22 protein-coding genes and 4 tRNA genes are annotated in these 23,882 nt (G+C 70.9%); 16 read left to right on the top strand and 10 right to left on the bottom strand.

Features of this window, described 5'->3' with window-relative positions; translation table 11 throughout:
• The first annotated feature begins 38 nt into the window (after positions 1-38).
• Positions 39-1,982, top strand: a complete 1,944-nt coding sequence (gene dxs, locus ACULK2_RS10260; protein WP_445967151.1) for a 1-deoxy-D-xylulose-5-phosphate synthase — start codon at positions 39-41, stop codon at positions 1,980-1,982.
• Between the two features lie 16 nt (positions 1,983-1,998).
• On the opposite strand, the gene ACULK2_RS10255 is transcribed toward dxs, so the two are convergent.
• The 5 genes from ACULK2_RS10255 to ACULK2_RS10235 form a co-directional block, all read right to left on the bottom strand.
• Entirely contained in the window at positions 1,999-2,529 is a 531-nt protein-coding gene (locus ACULK2_RS10255; protein ID WP_445967150.1) for a dihydrofolate reductase family protein, read from the bottom strand.
• 67 nt (positions 2,530-2,596) lie between these two features.
• Entirely contained in the window at positions 2,597-4,735 is a 2,139-nt protein-coding gene (locus ACULK2_RS10250; protein WP_445967149.1) for a 3-hydroxyacyl-CoA dehydrogenase NAD-binding domain-containing protein, read from the bottom strand.
• A gap of 11 nt (positions 4,736-4,746) precedes the next feature.
• Positions 4,747-5,955, bottom strand: coding sequence for a thiolase family protein (locus ACULK2_RS10245; protein WP_445967148.1), 1,209 nt, complete (start codon positions 5,953-5,955; stop codon positions 4,747-4,749).
• Between the two features lie 78 nt (positions 5,956-6,033).
• The gene (locus ACULK2_RS10240) at positions 6,034-7,230 is read right to left on the bottom strand and encodes a ribonuclease D (RefSeq protein WP_445967147.1); all 1,197 of its coding nucleotides are present in this window, start codon (positions 7,228-7,230) and stop codon (positions 6,034-6,036) included.
• Positions 7,223-7,813: a DUF3000 domain-containing protein gene (locus tag ACULK2_RS10235; protein ID WP_445967146.1), complete on the bottom strand. Its 591-nt coding sequence runs from the start codon at positions 7,811-7,813 to the stop codon at positions 7,223-7,225. The genes ACULK2_RS10240 and ACULK2_RS10235 overlap by 8 nt, the downstream gene beginning before the upstream one ends.
• A 100-nt stretch (positions 7,814-7,913) precedes the next feature.
• Here ACULK2_RS10235 and ACULK2_RS10230 point away from each other — a divergent pair, with 100 nt between their 5' ends.
• Entirely contained in the window at positions 7,914-9,095 is a 1,182-nt protein-coding gene (locus ACULK2_RS10230) for an alpha/beta hydrolase family protein (RefSeq protein WP_445967145.1), read from the top strand.
• A gap of 60 nt (positions 9,096-9,155) precedes the next feature.
• Here ACULK2_RS10230 and ACULK2_RS10225 read toward each other — a convergent pair whose 3' ends face one another.
• Positions 9,156-9,596: a SufE family protein gene (locus ACULK2_RS10225; RefSeq protein WP_445967144.1), complete on the bottom strand. Its 441-nt coding sequence runs from the start codon at positions 9,594-9,596 to the stop codon at positions 9,156-9,158.
• Between the two features lie 47 nt (positions 9,597-9,643).
• Positions 9,644-10,543, bottom strand: coding sequence for a sulfurtransferase (locus ACULK2_RS10220; RefSeq protein ID WP_445967143.1), 900 nt, complete (start codon positions 10,541-10,543; stop codon positions 9,644-9,646).
• A gap of 142 nt (positions 10,544-10,685) precedes the next feature.
• Between ACULK2_RS10220 and zapE the strand changes: the two genes are divergently transcribed.
• The 3 genes from zapE (at position 10,686) to ACULK2_RS10205 (ending at position 13,797) form a co-directional block, all read left to right on the top strand.
• Positions 10,686-11,741 (top strand): cell division protein ZapE, encoded by a 1,056-nt coding sequence (gene zapE, locus ACULK2_RS10215; protein WP_445967142.1) that lies wholly within the window; start codon positions 10,686-10,688, stop codon positions 11,739-11,741.
• Positions 11,742-11,971: 230 nt separating this feature from the next.
• The gene (locus tag ACULK2_RS10210; RefSeq protein ID WP_445967141.1) at positions 11,972-13,195 is read left to right on the top strand and encodes an ammonium transporter; all 1,224 of its coding nucleotides are present in this window, start codon (positions 11,972-11,974) and stop codon (positions 13,193-13,195) included.
• A 41-nt stretch (positions 13,196-13,236) separates the two neighbouring features.
• The gene (locus ACULK2_RS10205; RefSeq protein WP_445967140.1) at positions 13,237-13,797 is read left to right on the top strand and encodes a type II toxin-antitoxin system PemK/MazF family toxin; all 561 of its coding nucleotides are present in this window, start codon (positions 13,237-13,239) and stop codon (positions 13,795-13,797) included.
• 74 nt (positions 13,798-13,871) lie between these two features.
• Here the strand turns inward: ACULK2_RS10205 and ACULK2_RS10200 are convergent.
• Positions 13,872-13,947, bottom strand: a tRNA-Val gene (locus ACULK2_RS10200).
• Between the two features lie 304 nt (positions 13,948-14,251).
• Here ACULK2_RS10200 and ACULK2_RS10195 point away from each other — a divergent pair.
• From ACULK2_RS10195 to ACULK2_RS10175, 5 genes are all read left to right on the top strand, one after another.
• A tRNA-Gly gene (locus tag ACULK2_RS10195) sits at positions 14,252-14,324 on the top strand.
• A 52-nt stretch (positions 14,325-14,376) separates the two neighbouring features.
• A tRNA-Cys gene (locus ACULK2_RS10190) sits at positions 14,377-14,447 on the top strand.
• 34 nt (positions 14,448-14,481) lie between these two features.
• Positions 14,482-14,553 (top strand) — tRNA-Val (locus tag ACULK2_RS10185).
• A 261-nt stretch (positions 14,554-14,814) separates the two neighbouring features.
• A complete protein-coding gene (gene thrS, locus ACULK2_RS10180; RefSeq protein ID WP_445967583.1) occupies positions 14,815-16,725 on the top strand; it encodes a threonine--tRNA ligase in 1,911 nt (636 codons plus the stop codon).
• Complete coding sequence (locus ACULK2_RS10175) at positions 16,722-17,285, top strand: HIT family protein (protein ID WP_445967139.1); 564 nt, start codon at positions 16,722-16,724, stop codon at positions 17,283-17,285. Before thrS ends, ACULK2_RS10175 begins: the two co-directional genes overlap by 4 nt.
• Before the next feature lie 57 nt (positions 17,286-17,342).
• On the opposite strand, the gene pdxY is transcribed toward ACULK2_RS10175, so the two are convergent.
• Entirely contained in the window at positions 17,343-18,194 is an 852-nt protein-coding gene (gene pdxY, locus ACULK2_RS10170; RefSeq protein ID WP_445967138.1) for a pyridoxal kinase PdxY, read from the bottom strand.
• Between the two features lie 7 nt (positions 18,195-18,201).
• The gene (locus ACULK2_RS10165; protein ID WP_445967137.1) at positions 18,202-19,545 is read right to left on the bottom strand and encodes an aminotransferase class I/II-fold pyridoxal phosphate-dependent enzyme; all 1,344 of its coding nucleotides are present in this window, start codon (positions 19,543-19,545) and stop codon (positions 18,202-18,204) included.
• Positions 19,546-19,668: 123 nt separating this feature from the next.
• Between ACULK2_RS10165 and pdxS the strand changes: the two genes are divergently transcribed.
• The 6 genes from pdxS to ACULK2_RS10135 all read left to right on the top strand — a co-directional run bounded on the left by pdxS (position 19,669) and on the right by ACULK2_RS10135 (position 23,877).
• A complete protein-coding gene (pdxS, locus tag ACULK2_RS10160) occupies positions 19,669-20,559 on the top strand; it encodes a pyridoxal 5'-phosphate synthase lyase subunit PdxS (protein ID WP_445967136.1) in 891 nt (296 codons plus the stop codon).
• Positions 20,553-21,221, top strand: a complete 669-nt coding sequence (pdxT, locus tag ACULK2_RS10155; protein ID WP_445967135.1) for a pyridoxal 5'-phosphate synthase glutaminase subunit PdxT — start codon at positions 20,553-20,555, stop codon at positions 21,219-21,221. Before pdxS ends, pdxT begins: the two co-directional genes overlap by 7 nt.
• 33 nt (positions 21,222-21,254) lie before the next feature.
• Complete coding sequence (locus ACULK2_RS10150) at positions 21,255-21,560, top strand: hypothetical protein (protein ID WP_445967134.1); 306 nt, start codon at positions 21,255-21,257, stop codon at positions 21,558-21,560.
• Positions 21,561-21,585: 25 nt separating this feature from the next.
• On the top strand, positions 21,586-22,113 hold the full coding sequence (locus ACULK2_RS10145; RefSeq protein ID WP_445967133.1) for a DUF1697 domain-containing protein: 528 nt from the start codon (positions 21,586-21,588) through the stop codon (positions 22,111-22,113).
• Positions 22,114-22,284: 171 nt separating this feature from the next.
• Entirely contained in the window at positions 22,285-22,998 is a 714-nt protein-coding gene (locus ACULK2_RS10140; protein WP_445967132.1) for a hemerythrin domain-containing protein, read from the top strand.
• Between the two features lie 117 nt (positions 22,999-23,115).
• The gene (locus tag ACULK2_RS10135; protein WP_445967131.1) at positions 23,116-23,877 is read left to right on the top strand and encodes a YebC/PmpR family DNA-binding transcriptional regulator; all 762 of its coding nucleotides are present in this window, start codon (positions 23,116-23,118) and stop codon (positions 23,875-23,877) included.
• Positions 23,878-23,882 lie beyond the last annotated feature (5 nt).

The raw sequence follows: 23,882 nt of genomic DNA, 5'->3' as shown, positions 1-23,882 counted from the left end.
CCGGGCGCACGGCGCCCTCGCACCCGGAGGCACGACGGATGAGGCTGCTCGACACGATCCGCGGACCGCGCGACCTCGACGCGCTCACCGATGACCAGGTCGAGGAGCTCGCCCGCGAGATCCGGGAGGTGCTCGTCGCCGACGTGTCGAAGACCGGCGGCCACCTCGGGCCGAACCTCGGCGTCGTCGAGCTCACGCTCGCGATCCATCGCGTCTTCGACTCGCCGCGCGATCCGATCATCTTCGACACCGGCCACCAGTCGTACGTGCACAAGCTCCTGACCGGCCGCAAGGACTTCTCGACGCTCCGCCAGACCGGCGGCCTCGCGGGCTACCCGCAGCGCTCGGAGTCGGAGCACGACGTCGTCGAGAGCTCGCACGCGTCGAGCTCGCTGTCGTGGGCCGACGGCATCTCGAAGGCGTTCGAGATGACCGGCCAGGGCGACCGCCACGTCGTCGCCGTCGTCGGCGACGGCGCGCTCACGGGGGGCATGACGTGGGAGGCGCTCAACAACATCTCCGACGACAACACCCGGAACCTCGTCGTGGTGGTCAACGACAACGGGCGTTCGTACGCCCCGACGATCGGCGGGATGGCGCGGTTCCTCAACTCGGTGCGCACGAAGCAGTCGTACCGCTCGCTGCACCTCAAGAGCCGCAGCGCGTTCGACCGGCTCGGCTCGCCCGGTCGTGCGATCTACCGAGGCGTCCGCGGCGGCCTGCACGGCTTCCTCAGCCGCGTCAGCGGAAACGAGGCGCTGTACTCGAACCTCGACATCAAGTACATCGGCCCGATCGACGGTCACGACGAGCGCGCCCTCGAGGAGGCGCTCCGCCAGGCCAAGGACTACGGCGCACCGGTCATCGTGCACACGATCACCGAGAAGGGCCGCGGGTACGAGCCCGCACGACGTGATGCCGCCGACCAGTTCCACGCGGTCGGCCAGATCGACCCAGAGACGGGGGAGTCGCTCGAGACCGCCTCGGCACCGTCCTGGACCAGCGTGTTCGCCGACGAGCTCGTGACGCTCGCGGAGCGGGACGAGCGCCTCGTGGGCATCACGGCGGCGATGCTCCGCCCGACCGGACTGCACCGCATGGCCGAACGCTTCCCGACCCGGGTGTTCGACGTCGGCATCGCCGAGCAGCACGCCGTGACGTCGGCGGCCGGGCTCGCCTTCGGAGGCCTGCACCCCGTCGTCGCGGTCTACGCGACCTTCATCAACCGTGCGTTCGACCAGGTGCTGATGGATGTCGCGCTGCACCGGGCGGGCGTCACGTTCGTGCTCGACCGCGCCGGCGTCACCGGCCCCGACGGGCCGAGCCATCACGGCGTGTGGGACCTCTCGATCCTGCAGGTCGTGCCCGGCATCCGCATCGCGGCGCCTCGCGACTCCGTCCGCCTCGCCGAGGAACTCGCGGAGGCGGTCCGGGTGAGCGACGCCCCGACCGTGCTCCGCTTCCCGAAGGGGACCGTCGGCACCGAGTACGAGGCGGTCCGTCGTACGCACGACGGCGTCGACGTGCTCACCGAGTCCGAGCGACGCGACGTCCTGATCGTCACGGTCGGACCGATGGCGGGCATCGGACTCGAGGTCGCTCGCCGGCTCGAGGCGCAGGGTATCGGCGCCACCGTCGTCGACCCGCGCTGGGTCGTCCCCGTGCCCGGGAGCGTCGTCTCGCTCGCGGGCGACTACCGCATCGTCGTGAGCATCGAGGACGGCATCCGCGTCGGCGGCATCGGCACCCGCATCCGCCAGGACCTGCGCGAGGCCGGGGTCGACACCGCGGTCACGGAGGTGGGCCTGCCCGACGAGTTCCTCGACCACGGGGCGCGCGGCGACATCCTCGAGCGCGTCGGCCTCACGCCGCAGCACATCGCGCGCGACGTCACCGCCATGGTGCTCGGCAGCAAGCTCCCGCACGCCCGCAACGCGGGCGTCGACCTCAGGTCTGACACGGGCGCGCAGCCGCGGGTCTGACTCGCTGCGCCTCGGCTCAGCCGACGCGGTACACGTGTTCGACCGCGTCGCCGAGCCGCGTGACGCCCGTGAGCGTGAGCACCGGCGTCACGGTGGTGACCGGGAGCAGCGGGCGCCCGCGACCGAGCGCGACCGGCATGTAGGTCACGAGGAGTTCGTCGAGTCGGCCGGCGGCGAGGAACTGCGCGGCGACGGGCCCGCCCCCGATGATCCACACGTTCCGGCCGCCCGCGGCGGCGGCTGCGGCATCCGCCACGGCCCCGACCTCGCCCGAGGCGAACCGGATGTCGGCGCCCTCGGGCACGTCGAGGGACCGGTGCGTCAGGACCCAGGTCGGCAGCTCGCCGTACGGCCACCCGCCGCCCTCGCGGAGCACCCATTCGTAGGTGGTCGCGCCGAGCACGAGCGCGCCGACCGAGGCGAGGAACCGTTCGTAGTGCTCGGCGAAGTCCGCCATGCCGAACTGGAGGAGCCACTCGAGCCCGTCGTGCTCGTCGGCGATGAACCCGTCGATCGTCGAGGCGACGTAGTACTGGAACCGTGTCACGCGCTCGAGCCTACGAGCGGCCCCCGACATCGCGTCGGGGGCCGCTCGTGAGACGCTCGGGCGCCGGTCAGGCGTCGACGCCCCGGATCGGCGGGTGGTGGAACGTGTCGCCGAAGACGCGCTCGGAGGCACCGACCCGGTCGAGGTACGGCGTCAGCCCGCCCATCTGGAACGGGAAGCCGGCACCGAGCACCATGCAGAGGTCGATGTCCTCGGCCGCCGCGACGACGCGGTCGTCGAGCATGAGCTTGGTCTCGCGCGCGAGGCCGTCCTGCAGGCGGGCGAGGATCTCCTCGGGCTCCGACGGGTTCGAGCCGCCCGCCACGATCTTCAGGGCGCCCTTGTCGAAGCCCTTGACCTTGCCCTTGTCGTCCTTCTCCAGCAGCTTGCCGTAGTCGGCGAGCCGATGCAGGTTCTCCGACCGGTAGAAGCGGTCGGGGAACGCAGCGTGGTGCGTGTCGAGCACGTGGGCGCCGACCTTGAGCCCGACGAGGTCGAGCAGGACCGACGGGGCCATCGGCAGGCCGAGCGGGGCCATCGCCTGGTCGACGGTCTCGAAGGACGTGCCCTCGTCGACCGCGCGCATGGCCTCGCCGAGGAGCACCGCCAGCAGGCGGTTCACGACGAAGCCCGGGGTGTCGGCCGTGATGACGGCGTTCTTCTTGAGCTTCGCGGCGGTGACCATCGCGGTCGAGAGCGTCGCGTCATCCGTGGCCGGGGTCTTGACGACCTCGATGAGCGGCATGACCGCGACCGGCGTGAAGAAGTGGAACCCGACCACGCGCTCGGGGTGCTCGAGCTTCGCGCCGATCTGCTCGACCGACAGCGACGACGTGTTCGTCGCGAGCACGGCCTCGGGCGAGACGATCTTCTCGATCTCGGCGAAGACGTCCTGCTTGATCGTGAGTTCCTCGAAGACGGCCTCGATGACCCAGTCGCAGTCGGCGAACTCCGACTTGTCGGTCGTGCCGTGCACGAGCGCCTTCAGGCGGTTCGCCTCGTCGGGGGAGATGCGGCCCTTGCCGAGCAGGGTGTCGATCTCGGCGGTGATGGAGGCGACGCCCTTGTCGACGCGCTCCTGGTCGAGGTCGGTGATGACCACGGGCACCTGCAGGCGGCGGAGGAACAGCAGCGCGAACTGGCTCGCCATGTAGCCGGCCCCGAGGACGCCGACCTTCGTCACGGGCTTCGCGAGGGCCTTGTCGGGTGCGCCGGCCGGGCGCTTGGCGCGCTTCTGCACGAGGTTGAAGGCGTACATCGAGGCATGGAACTGGTCTCCGGACACGAGGTCGGCGAGCATCTCGTCCTCGCGCTCGAAACCCTCGGCGCGGGTGCCCGATTTCGCGGCCTTCAGCAGCTCGAGCGCCGCGTACGGCGAACGGGGAACGGTGCCGATGCGGCTCAGCAGCATCTTCTTCGCGATGCCGATGGCCGCGTCCCACTTCACGAGGCGCTCGACCTTGCCGGGCTCGTTCGGCCGCTTGACCTTGACGCGGCCGGAGATCACGTCGTCGGCCCAGCGGATCGAGTCCTCGAGGTAGTTCACCGACGGGAACATGACGTCGGCGATGCCGAGTTCGAGCACCTCGGGTGCCTTGATCGTGCGGTTCTGCTTCAGCGGGTTCTCGACGACGATCTTCAGCGCGTGCTCGATGCCGATGAGGTTCGGCAGCAGCGTCGCGCCGCCCCAGCCGGGGATCATGCCGAGGAACACCTCGGGGAGCGCGAGCGCGGGGAGCGACGCGTCGACCGTGCGGTAGTCGGCGTGCAGCCCGATCTCGACGCCGCCGCCGAGCGCGAGCCCGTTGATGAAGGCGAACGACGGCACGCCCACCTGCGACAGCTTGCCGAGCGCATGGTGGCCGAGCTGCGCGATGCGGAGGGCGGCCTCGCGGTCGGGCAGTTCCGAGACCTTCGAGAGGTCCGCGCCCGCGGCGAGGATGAACGGCTTGCCGGTCACCGCGACGGCGTGGATCTCGCCGGCGGCCGCGCGCGCGGTCAGCCCGTCGAGCGCGGCGGCGTACTCGAGCAACGTGTTCGGCCCGAGCGTGTTCGGCCGCGTGTGGTCGCGTCCGTTGTCGAGGGTCACGAGGGCGAGCGTGCGACCTTCCGACAGCGGGACGTCGCGAACGTACGAGTGCGTGACGACCTCGTCGTCGAACATGCCCGCGAGCTCGGTGAAGTCGATCTTCGTGTAGTCGGTCATCGTCGCTTCCCTCAGGCCTTCTTCGCGGCCTTGCGCGAGTAGTTCGGGTTCTCCCAGATCATCGTTCCGCCCTGGCCGAGGCCGACGCACATCGTCGTGATGCCGTAGCGGACATCGGGGCGCTCGGCGAACTGGCTGGCGAGCTGGTTCATCAGGCGCACGCCCGACGAGGCGAGCGGGTGGCCCACGGCGATCGCGCCGCCCCACGGGTTCACCCGCGGGTCGTCGTCGTCGATGCCGTAGTAGTCGAGGAGCGAGAGCACCTGCACGGCGAACGCCTCGTTGACCTCGAGCAGGCCGATGTCGTCCATCTTCAGGCCGGCCAGGCGAAGCGCCTTCTCGGTCGCGGGCACCGGGCCGATGCCCATGATCTCGGGGTCGACGCCCGCGAAGGCGTAGCTCACGAGCTTCATCCTGACGTTCAGGCCGAACTCCTTCGCGGCGTCGCCGCTCGCGAGCAGTGCGGCGGTCGCGCCGTCGTTCAGGCCCGACGCGTTGCCCGCGGTCACGCGGCCGTGGGGGCGGAACGGGGTCTTCAGGCCAGCCAGCCCCTCGAGCGTGGTCTCGGGGCGCATGACCTCGTCGCGAGTGGCGAGACCCCAGCCCTCGCCGGTGCGGATGGCGACCGGCACGAGGTCCTGCTGGATCTTGCCGGCCTCGTAGGCCGCGGCCGTCCGCTGCTGGCTGCCGAGCGCGTAACGGTCGGCGCGCTCCTTGGTCAGGTGCGGGAAGCGGTCGTGGATGCGCTCGGCGGTCGCGCCCATGACGAGCGCGTCCTCCGACACCATCCGTTCGGCGACGAACCGCGGGTTGGGGTCGACGCCGGAACCCATCGGGTGGTGGCCCATGTGCTCGACGCCGCCGCCGATGGCGAGTCGGTACTGGCCGTAGCCGATGGACCCGGCGAGCATCGCGACCGAGGTCATCGCCCCGGCGCACATGCGGTCGATGGCGAAGCCGGGGACCGACTTCGGCAGGCCCGCGAGAATCGCGGCGCTCCGCCCGATCGTGAGTCCCTGGTCGCCGGTCTGGGTGGTGGCGGCGATGGCCACGTCGTCGATCTGGTCCTTCGGCGCGTTCGGGTTGCGCTCGAGGAGCCCGACGATCGCCTTCACCACCAGGTCGTCGGCCCGGGTGTTCCAGTACATGCCCTTTTCGCCGGCCTTGCCGAAGGGGGTACGGACCCCGTCGACGAACACGACGTCAGCTCGTTCAGCCACGCTGCAGCTCCCTTTCGAATGGAGGATCACCCGATCCTAGGAACGCCGTCGGCGGCCGCCGGAATCGGTTGCCGGTTCCTACGAAGCCTCCGGCGAGGCGTCTTCGAGCGATTGTGCCGCCTGTACAAAGGCGGTGGCGATTATCTGTGAGGTAGCCTCAACCTGCCACGGCCGCGCGCCGAGTTCCTCGAGCGCTGCGGCGACGGCCTCCGGCGTCGGCTCGACGGGCGGATGCCACGCCAGGCGACGCAGGTGATCGGGCGTCAGGAGGTTCTCGACCGGCATGCCGAACTCCTCGGCCACGTCGCCGACCGCCGCCTTGGCGAGCCGGAGCCGCGCATCGGCCTCGGGATTGCGCGAGGCCCACGCCCGCGGCGGCGGCGGTGCGTCGCTCGGCACGCGGGACGCCGGCGGCGGCGCGGTCCTCGCCTCCTCGACGGCCGCCCACCAACGGTCGATCTCCGTGCGGCTCGCCCGTCCGTTGAAGGCCTTGAGGTCGGCGAGTGCGCGCTTGGATTCGGGGAGGGTCTTCGCGACCGCGAGGATCGAGGCATCCGGCACCAGGCGCCCGGGAGCGACATCCGTCTCTGCCGCCAGGTCGTCGCGCGCGTGCCAGAGCGCGCGCGCGACGGCGAGGTTGCGCGGCGACCTGAGGGCGTGGATGCCGCTGAGTCGCCGCCACGGCTCGGCGGCGGGCGGCTTCGCCGCACGATGGACGGTCGCGTCGAACTCCTGCCGCGCGATCACCTCCTTGCCCGCATCGACGAGGCGCTCGGCGAGGCGGTCTCGCACGTCGACGAGGAGTTCGACGTCGAGCGCGGCGTAGTGCAGCCAGGACTGGGGGAGCGGGCGGGTCGACCAGTCGGCTGCCGAATGCTCCTTGGCGAGCCGGATCTCGAGGAGCTCCTCGACCACGCTCGCCAGCCCCACCCTGGGCATGCCGAGCAGCCGTGCCGCGAGTTCGGTGTCGAAGATCCCGATCGGGTCGAGCCCGACCTCGCGGAGGCACGCGAGGTCCTGGCTGGCCGCGTGCAGCACCCACTCCTCATCGCGGATCGCCGCCTGCAGGCTCGAGAAGTCGCCGATCGTGGTCGGGTCGAAGAGGAACGTGCCCGAGTCCCGGCGGAACATCTGGATCAGGTACGCCCGCTGCGAGTAGCGGAACCCGCTTGCCCGCTCGGCATCGACCGCGACCGGACCCACGCCTCCCGCGATGGCCTCGACGGCTTCGTCGTAGCCCTGGCGGGAGTCGATCACGTGGTACTCGTCAGCCACGTCTCCTCCTCCGTGTGGGAAGGGCCGTCACCCCCTCCGAGCTCGGAGGCAGGCCGGCCAGCATGCACAACAACTCGCTCCAGCCTTCCACATGCGGTGCGATCACCGCGTCGAGCGGCGTCCAGGACGCACGGAGCTCGAGTTCCGCGCCGTCGCCCTGACGGGCGAGCTCGCCGTAGCCCGTCGAGAGGATCTTCGTCACGGTCCCGGAGGCGGCGACGTAGCGCGCGCCGCGCGCGTCGAGAGCGTCGACGAGCCACGACCACGCGACATCCGCGAGGAATGGGTCGATCCCGATCTCGGTCTCGAGGGGCGCCTGCGCGAAGCAGACGACACGGAAGCGACCGCCCCACGACTCGGGCTCGGTGGGATCGTGGAGGAGGACGAACCGGCCGGTGCCCAGTTCGGAGTCCTCCGCGTGGCGCCCGGGGATCAGGTCGGCCGCGAGCGCGACGGCCCACGGCGCGAGGGACGATGGCGCGGCGATCTCCGACACGCGCAGTTCGGCTCGCGGTGTCGCTGCTCGCAGCGACTCGAGCGCTGCGGCGAACTCAGGGGGAGGCGTGGTCGCCGAGTCGGACACGTGAGCAGACTAGAGTCTCGATCACGGGGGTCGGCGGCGGCGCGCCGCGAGCGGGCCGGGACCCCGCACGACCCCGGCCGGCGACGGAACTGGAGGCGGGATGTCGAAGCTGGAGCGCACGGTGGGACCGGTCGGCGCGGTGCTCGGCGGCGTCGCGCTCGTCGGTGCCGCATTCGCCGCCGCGACCGCCGCGACCGCGATCGTCTTCGCGCGTCGCGTCGTCACCCCCGAGCTCGAGCGTCCGGACGACGTCCGCATCGAGCGCGTCGATCTCGCGGCGGAGGAGGTCGTGCTCTCGGGCTCCGAGGACGCACGCATGCGCGGCCGGTACGGCCTGTGGTTCGAGCGGGACTCGGGGTATTCCCGCGTCGGCGACGTGCTCCACGACGACGGCCATCGGGTGCGCCGAGTCGTGGAGTCGGTCGAGTTCGGCCGCCTCGACCGCGCTGCTCGTGGCCGCATCAGCGGGTGGGTCCACCTCGGCCCCTGGGAGGTCGCGGACCGCTACGAGAACGTCGTCGTCCCGACGCCGCTGGGTGCGGCGCCGGCCTGGTTCGTCCCGGCGACGGATGCCGCGGGCGATCCGTCGCGGGACTGGCTGGTCGTCGTGCACGGGCGCGGCGCGAAGCGCCACGAGGGCCTGCGCGCGGTCGAACCGGCGACTCGCGCGGGGTGGTCGTCCCTGCTGATCTCGTATCGGAACGACGGCGAGGCCCCCGCGAGCGACGACCGACGGTACGGCCTCGGCGGCACCGAGTGGGAGGACGTGGTCGCCGCGGTCCGGTTCGCCGTCGAGCACGGCGCACGCCGCGTCGTCGTCATGGGCTGGTCGATGGGCGGATCGATCGCGCTGCAGACCGTGTTCCGTTCCCACGAGGTGCGAGAGCACCTCGTCGGCGTGATCCTCGAGTCGCCCGCCGTCGACTGGCCCGACATCCTGCGCTTCCAGGGTCGCGCCCTGGGCCTGCCCGCCGAGCTCGGCGGCGCGGTCGCGCGCGTGCTCAGCGCGCCGCTCGCCGGGACGCTGACCGGCCTCGCGGCGCCGATCGACCTCGAGGCGCTCGACGCCGTCGCTCGCGCCGACGAGCTGGACGTGCCGATTCTGCTCATGCACAGCGAGGACGACGGCTTCGTGCCCATCGACGGGTCGCGCCGGCTCGCCGAGGTCCGCTCCGACCTGGTGCAGTTCGAGGTGTTCGAGGGGGCGCGTCACACCAAGCTCTGGAACCACGATCCGAGTCGCTGGACGATGCTGGTCCACGACTGGCTGGCGGCGCGCTGAGCGCGAGATGCCGGTGCCGTGCCCCGGCCGAGCTCGATCAGGCGTCGCGTCCGGCCTCGCTCAGGCCGCGAGCCGCTCCGCGAGCTGGCGCTTGGCGCGGGCGAGCATGCCCGACATGCCGCGCACGCGGAGCGGCGACACCGCCTCGCCGAGGCCGAGCGACTGCGGGTAGTCGGCGGGGATCGCCATGACCTCGTCGGGCGTCAGCCCGTCGAGCCCCTGGGCGAGGATGGACGCGAAACCGCGCGTCGTCGGGGCCTCGGCAGGCGCGGTCGCGTGCATGTGCACGAGGCCGTCGTCGTCGAGCTCGACGAAGATGTACACGGGCGACTGGCACTCCTCGACGCGTTCGAGCAGGTCGGGGTGGTCGCGATAGCGCTCCGGAAGCTCGGGGAGCTCGTTCGAGAAGTCGAGCAGCAGCGTCAGGCGGTCCTTCACGCCGAGCGCGAGGAAGTCCTCGCGTGTCTCCGCGAGCGTCGTGGGCAGGGTCGTGGCATCCATCCGGTCCATTCTCCCACCCGCCGGCCGCCCGGGGTCCGGGCGGCCGGTCAGCCGGCCGGCGCCTCTCCCCGCTCGGGCCCGGTCGCGATCGGCACGCGCACCGCGCTGCCCCACTCGGTCCACGACCCGTCGTAGTTGCGCACTCCCTCGAAGCCGAGCAGGTGCGTGAGCACGAACCAGGTGTGACTCGATCGCTCGCCGATCCGGCAGTAGGCGATGACGTCGTCGCCGTCCTGCAGCCCGACCTCGTCGCGGTAGATCGCGTCGAGTTCGGCGCGCGTGCGGAAAGTGCCGTCCTCGGCGGCGGCGCGGGCCCAGGGCACGGATGCCGCGGTGGGGATGTGGCCGCCGCGCAGTGCGCCCTCCTCCGGGTAGGCGGGCATGTGCGTGCGCTCGCCCGTGTACTCCTCGGGGGAGCGCACGTCGATGAGCGGGTTGCCGAAGTGCGCGAGCACGTCCTCCTTGAATGCGCGGATGGCGCGGTCGTCGCGTTCCACGACCGGGTACTCGACGGGCTCGCGTGCGGGAGCATCCGTCGTGAGCCGGCGCCCCTCGGCGATCCACTTGTCGCGCCCGCCGTCGAGGAGACGCACGTCCTCGTGGCCGAAGAGCGTGAACACCCACAGCGCGTACGCAGCCCACCAGTTGTTCTTGTCGCCGTAGATCACGACGGTGTCGTCGCGTGCGATGCCCTTGCCGCCGAGGAGCTCGGCGAACTGCTCGCCGGAGAGGTAGTCGCGCACCACCGGGTCGTTGAGCTCGGTGTGCCAGTCGACCTTCACGGCGCCCGGGATGTGCCCGACCTCGTAGAGCAGGACGTCCTCGTCGGATTCCACGACCGCGAGCCCCGGCTGTCCGAGCCGTTCGGCGAGCCAGTCGGTGGTGACGAGGCGCTCGGGGTGGGCGTACTCGGCCAGCTTGGCGGCGGGGTCGAACTCGACGGACATGGGGAACCTCCAGTGGTCGCCCGGTCGGGCGATGCGGATCGGGGAGCGGACTAGGCTGGTGACCCGTCCACACCGAATCTACGCGGCATGCCGGTCGTCGTCACCGCACATGTCACGAGGTGCAACAGGAGATCCCACGCGAATGAGCACCCCCGCGGCATCCGTCGTCGAGCACCTCGTCGACCGCAACCCGTCCATCACGGGTGCCGAGATCGCCTCCGAGCTGGTGCCCCCGCCGCAGTTCGAGCACGCCTCCTTCGAGTCCTACCGTCCCGACCACGACTTCCCGTCGCAGCAGGCCGCGCTCGACCGGCTGAACGCCTTCGCGGGCGCCTGGCGCGCCGCGCAGCGGCCGGGCGGGTTCTTCTCGCGCAAGCGCCCCGCGCGCATCGAGCTCCCCGGGGTGTACCTCGACGGCGGCTTCGGCGTCGGCAAGACGCACCTGCTCGCCGCGCTCTGGCACGTCGCGCACGGCCCGAAGTACTTCGGCACCTTCATCGAGTACACCGCGCTCGTCGGCGCGCTCGGCTACGCGCAGGCCGTGGAACTGCTGCGCGGCGCCAGGCTCATCTGCATCGACGAGTTCGAACTCGACGACCCGGGCGACACGATGCTCATGACCCGCTTCCTCGGCGAGCTCATGGCCGGCGGCACGCGCGTCGCGGCGACGAGCAACACGCCGCCGAACGCGCTCGGGGAGGGGCGGTTCGCCGCCGCCGACTTCCTCCGGGAGATCCACGCGCTGTCCTCCAACTTCGAGACGCTGCGCATCGACGGGCTCGACTACCGCCGCCGCGACACCGAGGGGCACGCCGAGTCGCTCGTCGACGACGCCGCCGTCGAGCACGCCGCCGAGACGCTCGCGGGGCGCGGCCATCGGGTCTCCCTGGACGGCTTCGACGCGCTGCTGACGCACCTCTCGACCGTGCACCCCTCGAAGTACATCAAGCTCATCGAGGGCGTCGAGTTCATCGGGCTGACCGGGGTCCGCGAACTCGACGACCAGAATGCGGCGCTCCGGCTCGTCGCCTTCATCGACCGCGTCTACGACGCCGAGGTCCCGATCCTCGCGAGCGGCACGCCGCTCGACCAGGTGTTCGGCGGCGACATGCTCTCCGGCGGCTACCGCAAGAAGTACCTGCGCTCGATGTCGCGCATGATCGCCCTCACCACGGGCGAGCTCCCTCCGCACGACTGAGCCGTCGGCGGAGGCCGGACACACGTCCTCGGCAGCGATTTCGGAGGGTCGTCGCGGCATCCGGAAACATGCTCGTTACATCACGCGCGATTCCGTAACCGTTGCGAAACGCAGCGTGCCCCGTGGTCGAAACGTTCCCGCACCATTCTGATCGACGTACCTCGAGACCGAGCCCCAGTCTCCCCCCTCGCGGTACGTCCCCTGCAAACCAAGAGGTGTGAGGATTACCTATGGACAGCGGCAATATCGCGTGGGCCGTCACGGCGACTGCGCTCGTGCTCTTCATGACGCCGGGTGTGGCGTTCTTCTACGGCGGCCTGGTCAAGGCCAAGAGCGTCGTCAGCATGATGATGATGAGCTTCGGCGCCATGGGACTGATCAGCGTCCTGTGGGTGCTGTACGGATTCAACATGAGCGCGGTCGGCAGCCCGTGGGAGTTCGCGGGCAACCCGTTCTCGGACTTCGGGCTCGCGGGCATCGCCTCCGGTGAGACGGCCAACGCCGACCTCCTCGGCGTGGTCTTCGGTGCCACCTTCGCCATCATCACGGTCGCGCTGATCTCCGGCGCCATCGCCGACCGCGCGAAGTTCGGCGCATGGATGATCTTCGCGGGGATCTGGGCGACGCTCGTGTACTTCCCCGTCGCCGCGTGGGTCTGGGGCGGCGGCTGGATCCTCTCGCTCGGCGACACGCTCGGCCTCCCCTCGGTCATCGACTACGCCGGTGGTACCGCGGTGCACATCAACGCGGGCGCCGCCGCCCTCGCCCTCGCCCTGGTGCTCGGCAAGCGCGTCGGCTTCCAGAAGGGCATGGACAAGCCGCACAACGTCCCGCTCACGCTGCTCGGCGCCTCGATCCTCTGGTTCGGCTGGTTCGGCTTCAACGCCGGTGCCGAGTTCCTCGCCGAGGGCATGCCCGGCGTCGGCCTGATCGCCGTCAACACGCTGGTCGCGACCGCCGCCGCGATCCTCGCCTGGCTCGTCGTCGAGAAGTTCAAGGACGGCAAGCCCACCTCGGTGGGTGCCGCCTCGGGCGCCGTCGCCGGCCTCGTCGCGATCACGCCGGCCTGTGCGAACCTGACCCCGGGCTGGGCGACCGTGCTCGGCGTCGTCGCCGGCGCGCTGTGCGCCCTGGCGGTCGAGCTGAAGTTCAAGTGGGGCTTCGACGACTCCCTCGACGTGGTGGGCATCCACCTGGTCGGCGGCCTGATCGGCACGCTCTACCTCGGCTTCTTCGCCACCGGAACCGGCCTCTTCGTCGGCGGCGACGCCGGCCAGCTGGCCGTCCAGGCGATCGCAGCCTTCGGCGTCCTGGTGTACTCGTTCATCGTGGCCTTCGTGGTCGGCTTCGCCATCGAGAAGACCATCGGCTTCCGCGTGAAGAACGAGGACGAGCTGGCGGGCATCGACACCATCGTCCACGGCGAGGAGGGCTACAAGCTCGAGACCGTCTGATCCTGCGATCACCGCGAGGGCGGTGAGGGTAGTGTGCGGGTGTGCCTGACACCCGCCGCTTCCTCACCGCCCTCGGGCGTGTCATCCGTTCGCTCGCGACGTCGGGGAACCGGCCGCACTCGACGGCGCCGGAGATCACGGATGCCGCGCCGCGGCCGCGCACGGACGGCGACGAGGCGTGGCCCGGTCGCGAGGGAGCCGCCGCGACGCTCGAACTGGATCCGGCCCGCGTGCGGCGCGTGCGCTTCGGCTACACGCCCGAGCGCGACGGCGAACCCGACCCCGGCGAGGTCGTCTGGACGTGGGTGCCCTACGAGGAGCGCGACGGGCGTGGCAAGGACCGGCCGGTCGTCATCGTGGCGGCGGGTTCGGCCGGGGAGTTTCTGGCTGTGCAGCTCACGAGCAAGCCGCAGGACGGTGATCGTGACGCCGTGGCGCTCGGTCCGGGCGCGTGGGACGGCGAGGGGCGTCCGAGCTGGGCCCGGATCGATCGGGTCTTCCGGGTTCACGCCGACGGAATGCGACGGGAGGCGGCCTCGCTCGACGCTGCGAGATACGGACGTGTGGTCCAGGCCCTCGCCGAACGCTACGGCTGGGGCTGAGACGGATCGGTCCGGGCGGATCGAGCGACCCGAGAACGAGAAACGCCCCCGGGTGGACCGGGGGCGTTTCGTGATGGTGGGCGATGCCGGGCTCGAACCGACGACCTCTTCCGTGTGAAGGAAGCGCGCTACCAGCTGCGCCAATCGCCCAAGGGGATTCCGCGGACCCGATCGGAACGTGACCGCGGACTCGATACTAGCCCACGGCGCGGGTCGAATGCACATCGGCGCCCCAGCCGGAACGCGCCGGTCCTGACGGGCGCGATGGCGTCGCGGTGCGCCGCCCCGCGCGTGTTCGAAACGGCGGTCGCGGGGTGCCTCCATGCGGCGACACGCCCGGGGTGAATGCCGGAATACGGCCTGTGACCGGCCGGAACCGTGGGGGAGGAGCGCTCAGTTTGTCATTCGTTCATGGGTCGGTTATTGTCTTTCTGCACGCAGAAATGCGGGCAACGCGGATGTGGCGCAGTTGGTAGCGCATCACCTTGCCAAGGTGAGGGTCGCGAGTTCGAGTCTCGTCATCCGCTCTGACCAAGCCGGCGCAAGCCGGTTTGTTCTTTGGTGGTGAACCCAAGCAACGGTGGATTGGCCGAGAGGCGAGGCAGCGGCCTGCAAAGCCGTATACACGGGTTCGAATCCCGTATCCACCTCGAGACGAGCTCCTGGAGCTCACTCAACACACCCGGGCGATTGGCGCAGCGGTAGCGCGCTTCCCTGACACGGAAGAGGTCACTGGTTCGATCCCAGTATCGCCCACAAGCACGAAGGCCCCGGCAGCAGCCGGGGCCTTCGTCGTCTCCTGATCTCACGATCGCGACGGTGCCGGCGGGCGGGGCCCACGTGGACCACCCGGACGCACGTCGAAGGACCCGGCGCGGGTGGTGACCCGAGACCGACCCGCACAGCGCCGACCCCCGGCGGGCGCGACTACAGTTGAGGGGTTGCAACTCAGACTGCAGGGAGTGGATCCACTTGGCCGACGGCTTCGAGCTCTTCACCGATCGATCCGTTGTCGCGATGCGCGTCAACGGCGAGCTGAAGGACCTGGCGACGACGGTGACCGACGCCGACGACGTCGAGCCGGTGACGATCGACTCGCCCGACGGGCTCGCGATCCTGCGGCACTCGACGGCGCACGTGCTCGCGCAGGCCGTGCAGAAGGTCAACCCCGACGCCAGGCTCGGCATCGGCCCGCCCGTGACCGACGGCTTCTACTACGACTTCGACGTCGCCGAGCCGTTCACTCCCGAGGACCTCAAGACGCTCGACAAGGAGATGGCCCGGATCATCCGCTCGGGCCAGCGCTTCGTGCGCCGGGTCGTGAGCGACGACGAGGCGCGCGCGGAACTCGCTGCCGAGCCGTACAAGCTCGAGCTCATCGGGCTGAAGGGCCACCCGACGGGCGGTGAGGCCGGCCAGGACGACAACGAGTCGGTCGAGGTCGGCGGCGCCGAGCTCACCATCTACGACAACGTCGACCCGAAGACGGGGGAGGTCTTCTGGAAGGATCTCTGCCGCGGGCCGCACCTGCCGAACACGCGCATGATCGGGAACGGCTGGGCGCTCATGCGCGTGGCCGCCGCGTACTGGCGCGGCTCCGAGAAGAATCCGCAGCTGCAGCGCGTCTACGGCACCGCGTGGCCCACGAAGGACGAACTCCGCGCCTACCAGCACCGCCTGGAGGAGGCGCAGCGCCGCGACCACCGCAAGCTCGGCGTGGAGCTCGACCTCTTCAGCTTCCCCGACGAGATCGGCTCGGGCCTGCCCGTCTTCCACCCCAAGGGCGGCGTGATCAAGCGCGAGATGGAGGACTACGTCCGCCGGCGCCACATCGAGGAGGGCTTCCAGTACGTCTCGACCCCGCACATCACGAAGGCCCACGTCTTCGAGCTGTCCGGGCACCTGCCGTACTACAAGGACACGATGTTCCCGCCGATGGAGCTCGAGAACTCCGAGTACTACCTCAAGGCGATGAACTGCCCGATGCAGAACCTCATCTACCGCTCGCGCGGCCGCTCGTACCGCGAGCTGCCGCTGCGGTTCTTCGAGTTCGGCACCGTCTACCGCTACGAGAAGTCCGGCGTCGTGCAGGGGCTGACCCGCGTGCGCGGGCTCACCCAGGACGACTCCCACAGCTACGTCACGCCCGAGCAGGCGCCCGCCGAGATCGAGCACCTGCTGAACTTCGTGCTCGGGCTGCTGCGCGATTTCGGCCTCGACGACTACTACCTCGAGCTCTCGACGCGTGACGCGGATTCCGAGAAGTTCAAGGGCACCGACGAGCAGTGGGAGGTCGCGACGAACGTGCTGCGCGAGGTCGCCGAGGCCTCCGGACTCGAGCTCGTGATGGATCCGGGCGGCGCGGCGTTCTACGGCCCGAAGATCTCGGTGCAGGCGCGCGACGCCATCGGCCGCACCTGGCAGATGTCGACGATCCAGTACGACTTCAACCAGCCCGAGGGCTTCGGCCTCGAGTACACCGCAGCCGACGGCACCCACCAGCGGCCGGTGATGATCCACTCGGCGAAGTTCGGCTCGATCGAGCGGTTCTTCGGCGTGCTCACCGAGCACTATGCGGGAGCCTTCCCGGTCTGGCTCGCGCCGGTGCAGGTCGTCGGCATCCCGGTCGCCGACGAGTACGCGCCGTACCTCGGCGGCATCCTCACCCAGCTCGCAGGCTCGGGCGTGCGCACCGAACTCGACACGAGCGACGACCGCATGCAGAAGAAGATCCGGACCCACACCACGCAGAAGGTGCCGATCCAGCTCATCGCCGGCGAGAACGACCGCACCGGCGAGACCGTCAGCTTCCGGTTCCGCGACGGCACCCAGGAGAACGGCGTGCCGATCGCGGATGCCGGGCGCCGCATCCTCGAGGCGATCGCCGATCGCCGGCAGGTGACGACGAGGGACGACCTGTTCGCATGACCGCGTACCAGCCCGACGAGTTCGACGGCGTGCAGACGGATGCCGCGGCCGACCTCGCGGGGGTGCCGGACGCGTTCCAGCGGCTCTGGACCCCGCACCGCCTGGTCTACATCCAGCACGGCCAGCAGCCCGACGAGCACTCGTGCCCGTTCTGCCGCGCTCCCGAGCTGAGCGACGAGCAGTCCCTCATCGTCGCTCGCGGCGAGCACGCCTACGTGCTGCTCAACCTGTACCCGTACAACAGCGGCCACCTGCTCGTCTGCCCGTATCGCCACATCGCGACCTACGACGAGGCGAGCCCGGAGGAGGTCGCCGAGATCGGCGAGCTCACGCAGGTCGCGATGCGCACGGTCAAGCAGGTCTCCCGCTGCGACGGGTTCAACATCGGAATGAACCAGGGGCGGATCGCGGGCGCCGGCATCGCAGAGCACCTGCACCAGCACATCGTGCCCCGATGGGCCCTCGACGCGAACTTCTTCCCGATCATCGCCGGGACGAAGGCCCTGCCGCGCCTGCTCGGCGAGGTGCGCGAGGAGATCGCGGCGGCCTGGCCGCGCTGAGCGGGGATCTCGACACGGCGCCGAGCCGCCGCTCGTCCAGCGGGGAACGCCGTCGCGTCAGCGGACCCGGCGCGCCTCGAACTGCATGCGCGGATGGGCATACGCCTCCTGGGACTCCACGAGCTGCAGCTCGCGCTCGCCCGACCGGTGGGTGGTCGTCAGGAGGTCGAACACGCTCGACGCCGTGCGTGCGAGCGCGTCGGCCGCGTCGCCCGTGCGGCGGTAGTGCGCCGTGAAGAGGGCCGCCGTGACATCCCCCGAGCCGTTGGCCTTGATCGGCAGCATCGGGGTCTGCACGATCCATCCACCGCGCTCGTCGACCGCGAGCATCTCGATCGTGCCCTCCTCGCGGTCGGGGCGCTCGACGCTCGTGACGAGCACGGTCCGAGGGCCCATGGCGCGCGCCAGGTCGACCGACTCGAGGGTCGACTCGAGCGAGTCGGGTTCGGTGTCGGTGAGGTATCCGAGCTCGAACTGGTTCGGGGTGATCAGGTCGGCGGCGGGGACCACTCGGTCGCGCAGCAGGACCGGGATCGCCGGGGCCACGAAGCATCCGCTCCTCGCATTGCCCATGACCGGGTCGCACGAGTAGATCGCGGCGGGGTTCGCCGCCTTGATGCGGGCGACCGCGTCGAGGATGACGTCGGCGATGCCCTCGGACCCCTGGTAGCCCGACAGGACGACGTCGATCTTCGGGAACGCGCCGCGGTCCTCGATGCCCACGATCACCTCGCGGACCTCGTCGGGGGCGATCAGCGGGCCGCGCCACGCGCCGTAGCCGGTGTGGTTCGAGAAGTTGACCGTGTAGACGGGCATGACCTCGACGCCGATGCGCTGCAGGGGGAACACAGCCGCGGAGTTGCCGACGTGGCCGTACGCGACGGCGGACTGGATCGAGAGGACCTTCACGCCTCGATCATTCCATCCCCGCGGCGACGAGCCGTCCGCCGGCCGCGCGGACGGCGGCGACGATGTCGGTCGCGAGGCGATCGGCGTCGCCGTCGGCGAGGTCGTGCACCGTGAGTCGCAGCCGGCGGCTGGCCGCGGGCGCGTCGGCGAGGGCGAACTCGTCGCCGGCGCGGACGAGCCATCCACGGCGCATGAGCTGCTCGGTGACGTCGCGTGCCGGAACCGGGAGCGGCACCCAGAGGTTCAGCCCGTCCCCGGCGGTCGCGGGCAGGCCGAGCGCGGTGAGCCGAGCGGCGAAGGCGTCGTTGCGTTCGGCGTAGTGGGCGCCCGCGTCCGCGATGCCCTGCATCACGTCCGGATCGGACACGAGGGCGAGCGTCAGGCGCTGCAGCAGGTGGCTGACCCACGTCGTGCCCGGGGTGAGGCGCATCGCGAGGCGGGCCGCGGTGGCGGGATCGGACGCCGCGACCGCGAGGCACATGTCCGGCCCGAGGGACTTCGAGACCGAGCGGACGAGAGCCCAGCGACGGTGCTCGGGTCCGATGAGGGATCGGTACGGGGAGCGGGAGAGCATCGAGAAGTGGTCGTCCTCGATGACGAGGACGTACGGGTGCTCGCGGAGGACGGCGCGCAGCTCCGCGGCCCGGCCCTCGGAGAGGCTCGCGCCGGTCGGGTTCTGCGCGCGCGGCGTGCAGACGAGGGCTCGCACGCCCTGCTCGAGCGCGGCGCGGAGCCCGTCGACGGTCATGCCCTCGTCGTCCACGGGGACGGGCACCGGCCGGTAGCCGCCGACGCGGACCGTGTGGATGCTGGTCAGGAAGCACGGGTCCTCGAGCGCGACGGCGTCCTCGCGCACGAGCGCCTGGGCGAGCAGCCGCTCCACGGCGTCGGCGGCCCCGCTCGTGATCGTCAGTCGCAGGTCGGACGGCGCGAGGTCCGCGGCCATCCAGCTCCGGGCCCACTGCTCGAGGTCGGGGTCGATGACGGGTTCGCCGTAGAGGACGGGTCGCCCGGCCATGCCCGCGAGCGCGCGGGAGGCGTCGGGGATGCGGTCGGGGTCGGGGTTCCCGGTCGCGACGTCGCGCAGCACGCTGTCGGCGGCGAACCCCTCCTGCGGCACTGCGGACCGATCCGCGACCCTGGTGCCCGCGCGCCCCCTGGTGATCACGACGCCCGCCGCCGTGAGCTGCCGGTATGCCGCGACGGCGGTGTTGCGGTTGACGCCGAGGTCGTCGGCGAGGTTGCGCACCGGAGGCAGCGCATCGCCCGGGAGGAGCGCCCCGCGCTCGATGAGGGCACGGACGCTCGCGGCGATGTCGGCCGCCGACCGGCCGGTGATCTCGAGCGTCATGTCATGATCCATCACTGTTCGGGGAGCAGGGCTCGGCCCATGCTATCTTTTGGCCTAGGTCAAGCCAACCGCTTGTCTGCATCACTGCGCGAGTCTGCGCCATCCGTTCGAAAGGGACCACCGATGAGCACTGCCGAGACCGGCTCGAGCCGCGTGAAGCGCGGCCTCGCCGAGATGCTGAAGGGCGGCGTCATCATGGACGTCGTCACGCCCGAGCAGGCGCGCATCGCCGAGGACGCCGGCGCCGTCGCGGTCATGGCCCTCGAGCGGGTCCCCGCCGACATCCGCGCCCAGGGCGGCGTCGCCCGCATGAGCGACCCCGACCTCATCGAGGCGATCATCGCCGAGGTCTCGATCCCCGTCATGGCGAAGGCCCGCATCGGCCACTTCGTCGAGGCGCAGGTGCTTCAGGCGCTCGACGTCGACTACATCGACGAGTCCGAGGTGCTCTCGCCGGCCGACTACGTCAACCACATCGACAAGTGGGGCTTCACCACGCCCTTCGTCTGCGGTGCGACGAACCTCGGCGAGGCGCTCCGCCGCATCAACGAGGGCGCGGCCATGATCCGTTCGAAAGGCGAGGCCGGCACCGGCGACGTCTCGGAGGCCACCAAGCACATCCGCAAGATCACCTCGGAGATCAACCAGCTGAAGTCGATGACGCGCGACGAGCTCTACGTCGCCGCCAAGGAGCTGCAGGCGCCGTACGAGCTCGTGCTCGAGGTCGCCCAGACCGGCAAGCTGCCCGTGGTGCTCTTCACCGCCGGCGGCGTGGCCACGCCGGCCGACGCGGCGATGATGATGCAGCTCGGCGCCGACGGCGTGTTCGTGGGCTCGGGCATCTTCAAGTCGGGCAACCCCGAGGCTCGCGCCGCGGCCGTCGTCAAGGCGACGACCTTCTACGACGACCCGAAGGTGATCGCCGAAGTCTCGCGCGGCCTGGGCGAGGCCATGGTCGGCATCAACGTCGGCGACTTGGCGGCACCGCATCGACTCGCCGAGCGCGGATGGTGAGTCTCCGCGACGACTCCCTGGGGGCGATGGATGCCGCGGGCCCGACCGTCGGCGTCCTCGCCCTCCAGGGCGACTTCCGCGAGCACGCCCGCGTGCTCGGGGAGCTCGGCGCGCGTGTCGTGCTCGTCCGCCGGCCCGAGGACGTGGAGGGCATCGACGGGCTCGTGATCCCCGGCGGGGAGTCGACCGTGATGGACAAGCTCGCGCGGGCCTTCGGCGTCGCCGAGCCGCTCAAGCGGCGCATCGCCGAGGGGATGCCGGTGTACGGCACGTGCGCCGGGCTGATCATGATCGCGGACACGCTGCTCGACGCGATCGACGGGCAGGAGAACTTCGGCGGACTCGACGTGGTCGTGCGCCGGAACGCGTTCGGCTCGCAGAACCAGTCGTTCGAGACCGAGCTCGAGGTGCCGGCGCTCGGCGACCGGCCGGTGCACGCCGTGTTCATCCGCGGGCCCGTGGTCGAATCGGTGGGCGAGCGGGCGACCCCGCTCGCCGCGCTCGCCGACGGGCGCGTCGTCGCCGTCGAGCAGGGCAACCTCGTGGGCACGAGCTTCCACCCGGAGATCCAGGGCGACCACCGCTTCCACGAGTACTTCCTCGCCAAGGTGCGGGCGCGCGCGAGCGCCGAGTCGTCGGCCGCGCCGTCGTCCCTCGTGTAGTGCCGGCGCCGCGCCCCACGCCAGAGTGGGGGGATGCAGCTGTACTCGGACTTCCGCCGCCGGCGTGCGGTGCAGGTCATCGGAGCCGTCCTCGCACTCGGCCTCATCGTGCGCGCGATCCGCGCCGGACGCACGACCGCCGTGCTCGCCCGGCCGGGTGGCGCCGACCTGCTCGCGCTCCGTGCGCTGACGGGACGGAGCCTGGTCGGCGTCCTCGCCGCCGACCCCGACGCGGCTGTCACCGGATGGCGAGAAGGCGACCCCGACACGATCCGCGCGCTGGCCGCGCTGGAGGCGGGAGCCGTCGGCGTGCGACTGCCGGCGGGCGCCGTCCGATGACGGCGGCCCGGCCTACGCTGGCGCCATGAGCGAGTGGATCGCCCTGCTGCGCGGGGTCAACGTGGGCGGCGTCACGATCAGGTCCGCCGAGTTGCGCGAGGTGTTCGATGGGCTCGGGTTCCGGGGGGTGCGCACGGTGCTCGCGAGCGGCAACGTCGCGTTCGAGAGCGATCGAGCGGATGCCGCGGGGCTGAAGCGCGACATCGAGCGGGCCCTGTCGGACCGCTTCGGGTACGAGGCCTGGATCGTGCTGCTCTCCGCCGGGCGATTGCAGGCCGTGGTCGAGGCGTTCCCCTTCGACGCGCACGACGGCCGACGCCAGCCGTACGTCGTCTTCTCGTCCGATCGCTCGGCGATCGAGGCGCTGCTCGAGGCGATCGGCGAGGCCGATCCGCAGGTCGACCCGCTCGAACGCGGCGACGGCGTCGTCTACTGGAACCCGCTCAAGGGCACGACGGTCGACACGCCCTTCGCCAAGGTGCTCGCGAGGCCGGCTTTCAGGGCCACCACCACGAACCGCAACCTCCGCACGCTCGAGAAGCTGCTCGCCTGACTCGCGCCGTGCGCGCCCGCCGTGCGACCCGGGCCGGATGCAGGGAAGGCGCCGGGCCGATCTGCGGACCCGCACGGAGGCCGTCGGAGCCGTCATCTCGCCCCCGAACTGGGGGCTCGATCTGCGTGCATCGATCTGGCGGCCGGCCTCGTGCAGGAGTTCGATGGCCGCATGACCGAGCGACTGCCCAGCACCTCCGACCCGCTGCCGGAGGGCGAGACCGCCGGGTGCGACACCTCCGACATCCTCCTCGTCCATCGGATCTTCCGCTGGGGCTTCCGTGAGATGCCCAGGCTCGTGCGCGCGGTGGCGCCGGGCGACCGGGCGCGGACCGAGACCGTGGCAGATTCGGTCGACCTCGTGCTGCTCGGCCTGCACGTGCACCATGAAGCGGAGGACCTGCTGCTGTTCGACCGGGTCGAGGCGCGACGTCCGGCCTGCGCCGGGACCGTCGACCTGATGCGCGACCAGCATCGTCGCGTGGCCGAGCTCCTCGGACGCGCCGAGCCGCTCTCGGTCGACTGGCGCAACTCTGCCGACGCGCCGTCGGCGGAACGGCTCATCGCCGCGCTCGACGAGATCGGGACGGTGCTCGGCGTCCACCTCCACGACGAGGAGCACGACGTCATCCCCGTCGCGGCGGAGGAGTTCAGCCAGCGCGAATGGGACGCGCTCGGCGAGCACGGGCGCGAGAGCATCCCGAAGGAGGGGCTTCCGATCCAGCTCGGCCTCATGATGGATGCCGTCCCGGCGGCTGAGCGCGTGGACTGGTCGAGGAGCCACCTGCCGGTCCCCATCCGCCTGCTGTGGGCCATCCTGCTCAAGCGGCGCTACACCGCCTGGCAGCGCGGGCTCTTCCCCGAGGGCATGCCGGCGCTCGTGTGACGGCCGGCCCGCGGCATCCGCTGCGGTCGTGGACTCGCCCCTCGACGGCGTCGCTCCGGGGGCGGTGCCCGTGACCGCCTAGAATGTCGTGGTACCGACCACCATCACGGGAGACGCATGTCCGGGCATTCCAAGTGGGCGACGACCAAGCACAAGAAGGCCGTCATCGACGCGCGCCGCGCCAAGTCGTTCGCCAAGCTCATCAAGAACATCGAGGTCGCGGCGAAGCTCGGCGGCGCCGACCTCGGCGGCAACCCGACCCTGTACGACGCAGTGCAGAAGGCCAAGAAGACCTCGGTGCCGAACGACAACATCGACCGCGCGATCAAGCGCGGCGCCGGCATCGGCGGCGAGGCGGTCGAGTACCAGAACATCACCTACGAGGCGTACGGACCGAACGGCGTCGCGCTCATGATCGAGGTGCTCACCGACAACAAGAACCGGGCCGCCGCAGAGGTGCGCACCGGCCTCAGCCGCAACGGCGGCACGCTCGCCGACCCGGGCTCGGTCGCCTACAACTTCACCCGGAAGGGCGTCATCGTCGTCACCGGCGAGGGCACGACCGAGGACGACGTCATGATGGCGGCCCTCGAGGCCGGTGCCGAGGAGATCGAGCCGCACGCGCAGGGCTTCGAGGTCGTCACCGACCCGTCCGACATGGTCGAGGTGCGCAAGGCCCTGCAGGAGGCCGGTCTCGACTACGAGTCCGCCGACATCGAGTTCGTCCCCAACCTCAAGGTCGAGATCGACGCCGACACCGCCAAGAAGGTGTTCCGCCTCATCGACGCGCTCGAGGACAGCGACGACGTGCAGAACGTCTACAGCAACTTCGACCTCACCCCCGAGGTGCAGGCCGAACTCGAGGCGGACTCGGAGTAGCGGCC

It is taken from the genome of Agromyces molybdatiresistens (assembly GCF_052748445.2).
The sequence above is the reverse complement of the archived record's forward strand: the minus strand, read 5'-3'. Positions and strand labels throughout refer to the sequence as shown.

What these genes read in the sequence shown, in the direction of transcription:
- ACULK2_RS10210 (WP_445967141.1), top strand. Translation starts at nt 11,972, where the DNA reads ATGGACAGCGGCAATATCGCGTGGGCCGTCACGGCGACTGCGCTCGTG.
- ACULK2_RS10250 (WP_445967149.1), bottom strand. Translation starts at nt 4,735, where the DNA reads ATGACCGACTACACGAAGATCGACTTCACCGAGCTCGCGGGCATGTTC.
- pdxS (WP_445967136.1), top strand. Translation starts at nt 19,669, where the DNA reads ATGAGCACTGCCGAGACCGGCTCGAGCCGCGTGAAGCGCGGCCTCGCC.
- pdxT (WP_445967135.1), top strand. Translation starts at nt 20,553, where the DNA reads ATGGTGAGTCTCCGCGACGACTCCCTGGGGGCGATGGATGCCGCGGGC.
- ACULK2_RS10135 (WP_445967131.1), top strand. Translation starts at nt 23,116, where the DNA reads ATGTCCGGGCATTCCAAGTGGGCGACGACCAAGCACAAGAAGGCCGTC.
- ACULK2_RS10140 (WP_445967132.1), top strand. Translation starts at nt 22,285, where the DNA reads ATGACCGAGCGACTGCCCAGCACCTCCGACCCGCTGCCGGAGGGCGAG.
- ACULK2_RS10145 (WP_445967133.1), top strand. Translation starts at nt 21,586, where the DNA reads ATGAGCGAGTGGATCGCCCTGCTGCGCGGGGTCAACGTGGGCGGCGTC.
- ACULK2_RS10175 (WP_445967139.1), top strand. Translation starts at nt 16,722, where the DNA reads ATGACCGCGTACCAGCCCGACGAGTTCGACGGCGTGCAGACGGATGCC.
- zapE (WP_445967142.1), top strand. Translation starts at nt 10,686, where the DNA reads ATGAGCACCCCCGCGGCATCCGTCGTCGAGCACCTCGTCGACCGCAAC.
- ACULK2_RS10165 (WP_445967137.1), bottom strand. Translation starts at nt 19,545, where the DNA reads ATGACGCTCGAGATCACCGGCCGGTCGGCGGCCGACATCGCCGCGAGC.
- dxs (WP_445967151.1), top strand. Translation starts at nt 39, where the DNA reads ATGAGGCTGCTCGACACGATCCGCGGACCGCGCGACCTCGACGCGCTC.
- ACULK2_RS10220 (WP_445967143.1), bottom strand. Translation starts at nt 10,543, where the DNA reads ATGTCCGTCGAGTTCGACCCCGCCGCCAAGCTGGCCGAGTACGCCCAC.
- ACULK2_RS10150 (WP_445967134.1), top strand. Translation starts at nt 21,255, where the DNA reads ATGCAGCTGTACTCGGACTTCCGCCGCCGGCGTGCGGTGCAGGTCATC.
- ACULK2_RS10225 (WP_445967144.1), bottom strand. Translation starts at nt 9,596, where the DNA reads ATGGATGCCACGACCCTGCCCACGACGCTCGCGGAGACACGCGAGGAC.
- thrS (WP_445967583.1), top strand. Translation starts at nt 14,815, where the DNA reads ATGCGCGTCAACGGCGAGCTGAAGGACCTGGCGACGACGGTGACCGAC.
- ACULK2_RS10230 (WP_445967145.1), top strand. Translation starts at nt 7,914, where the DNA reads ATGTCGAAGCTGGAGCGCACGGTGGGACCGGTCGGCGCGGTGCTCGGC.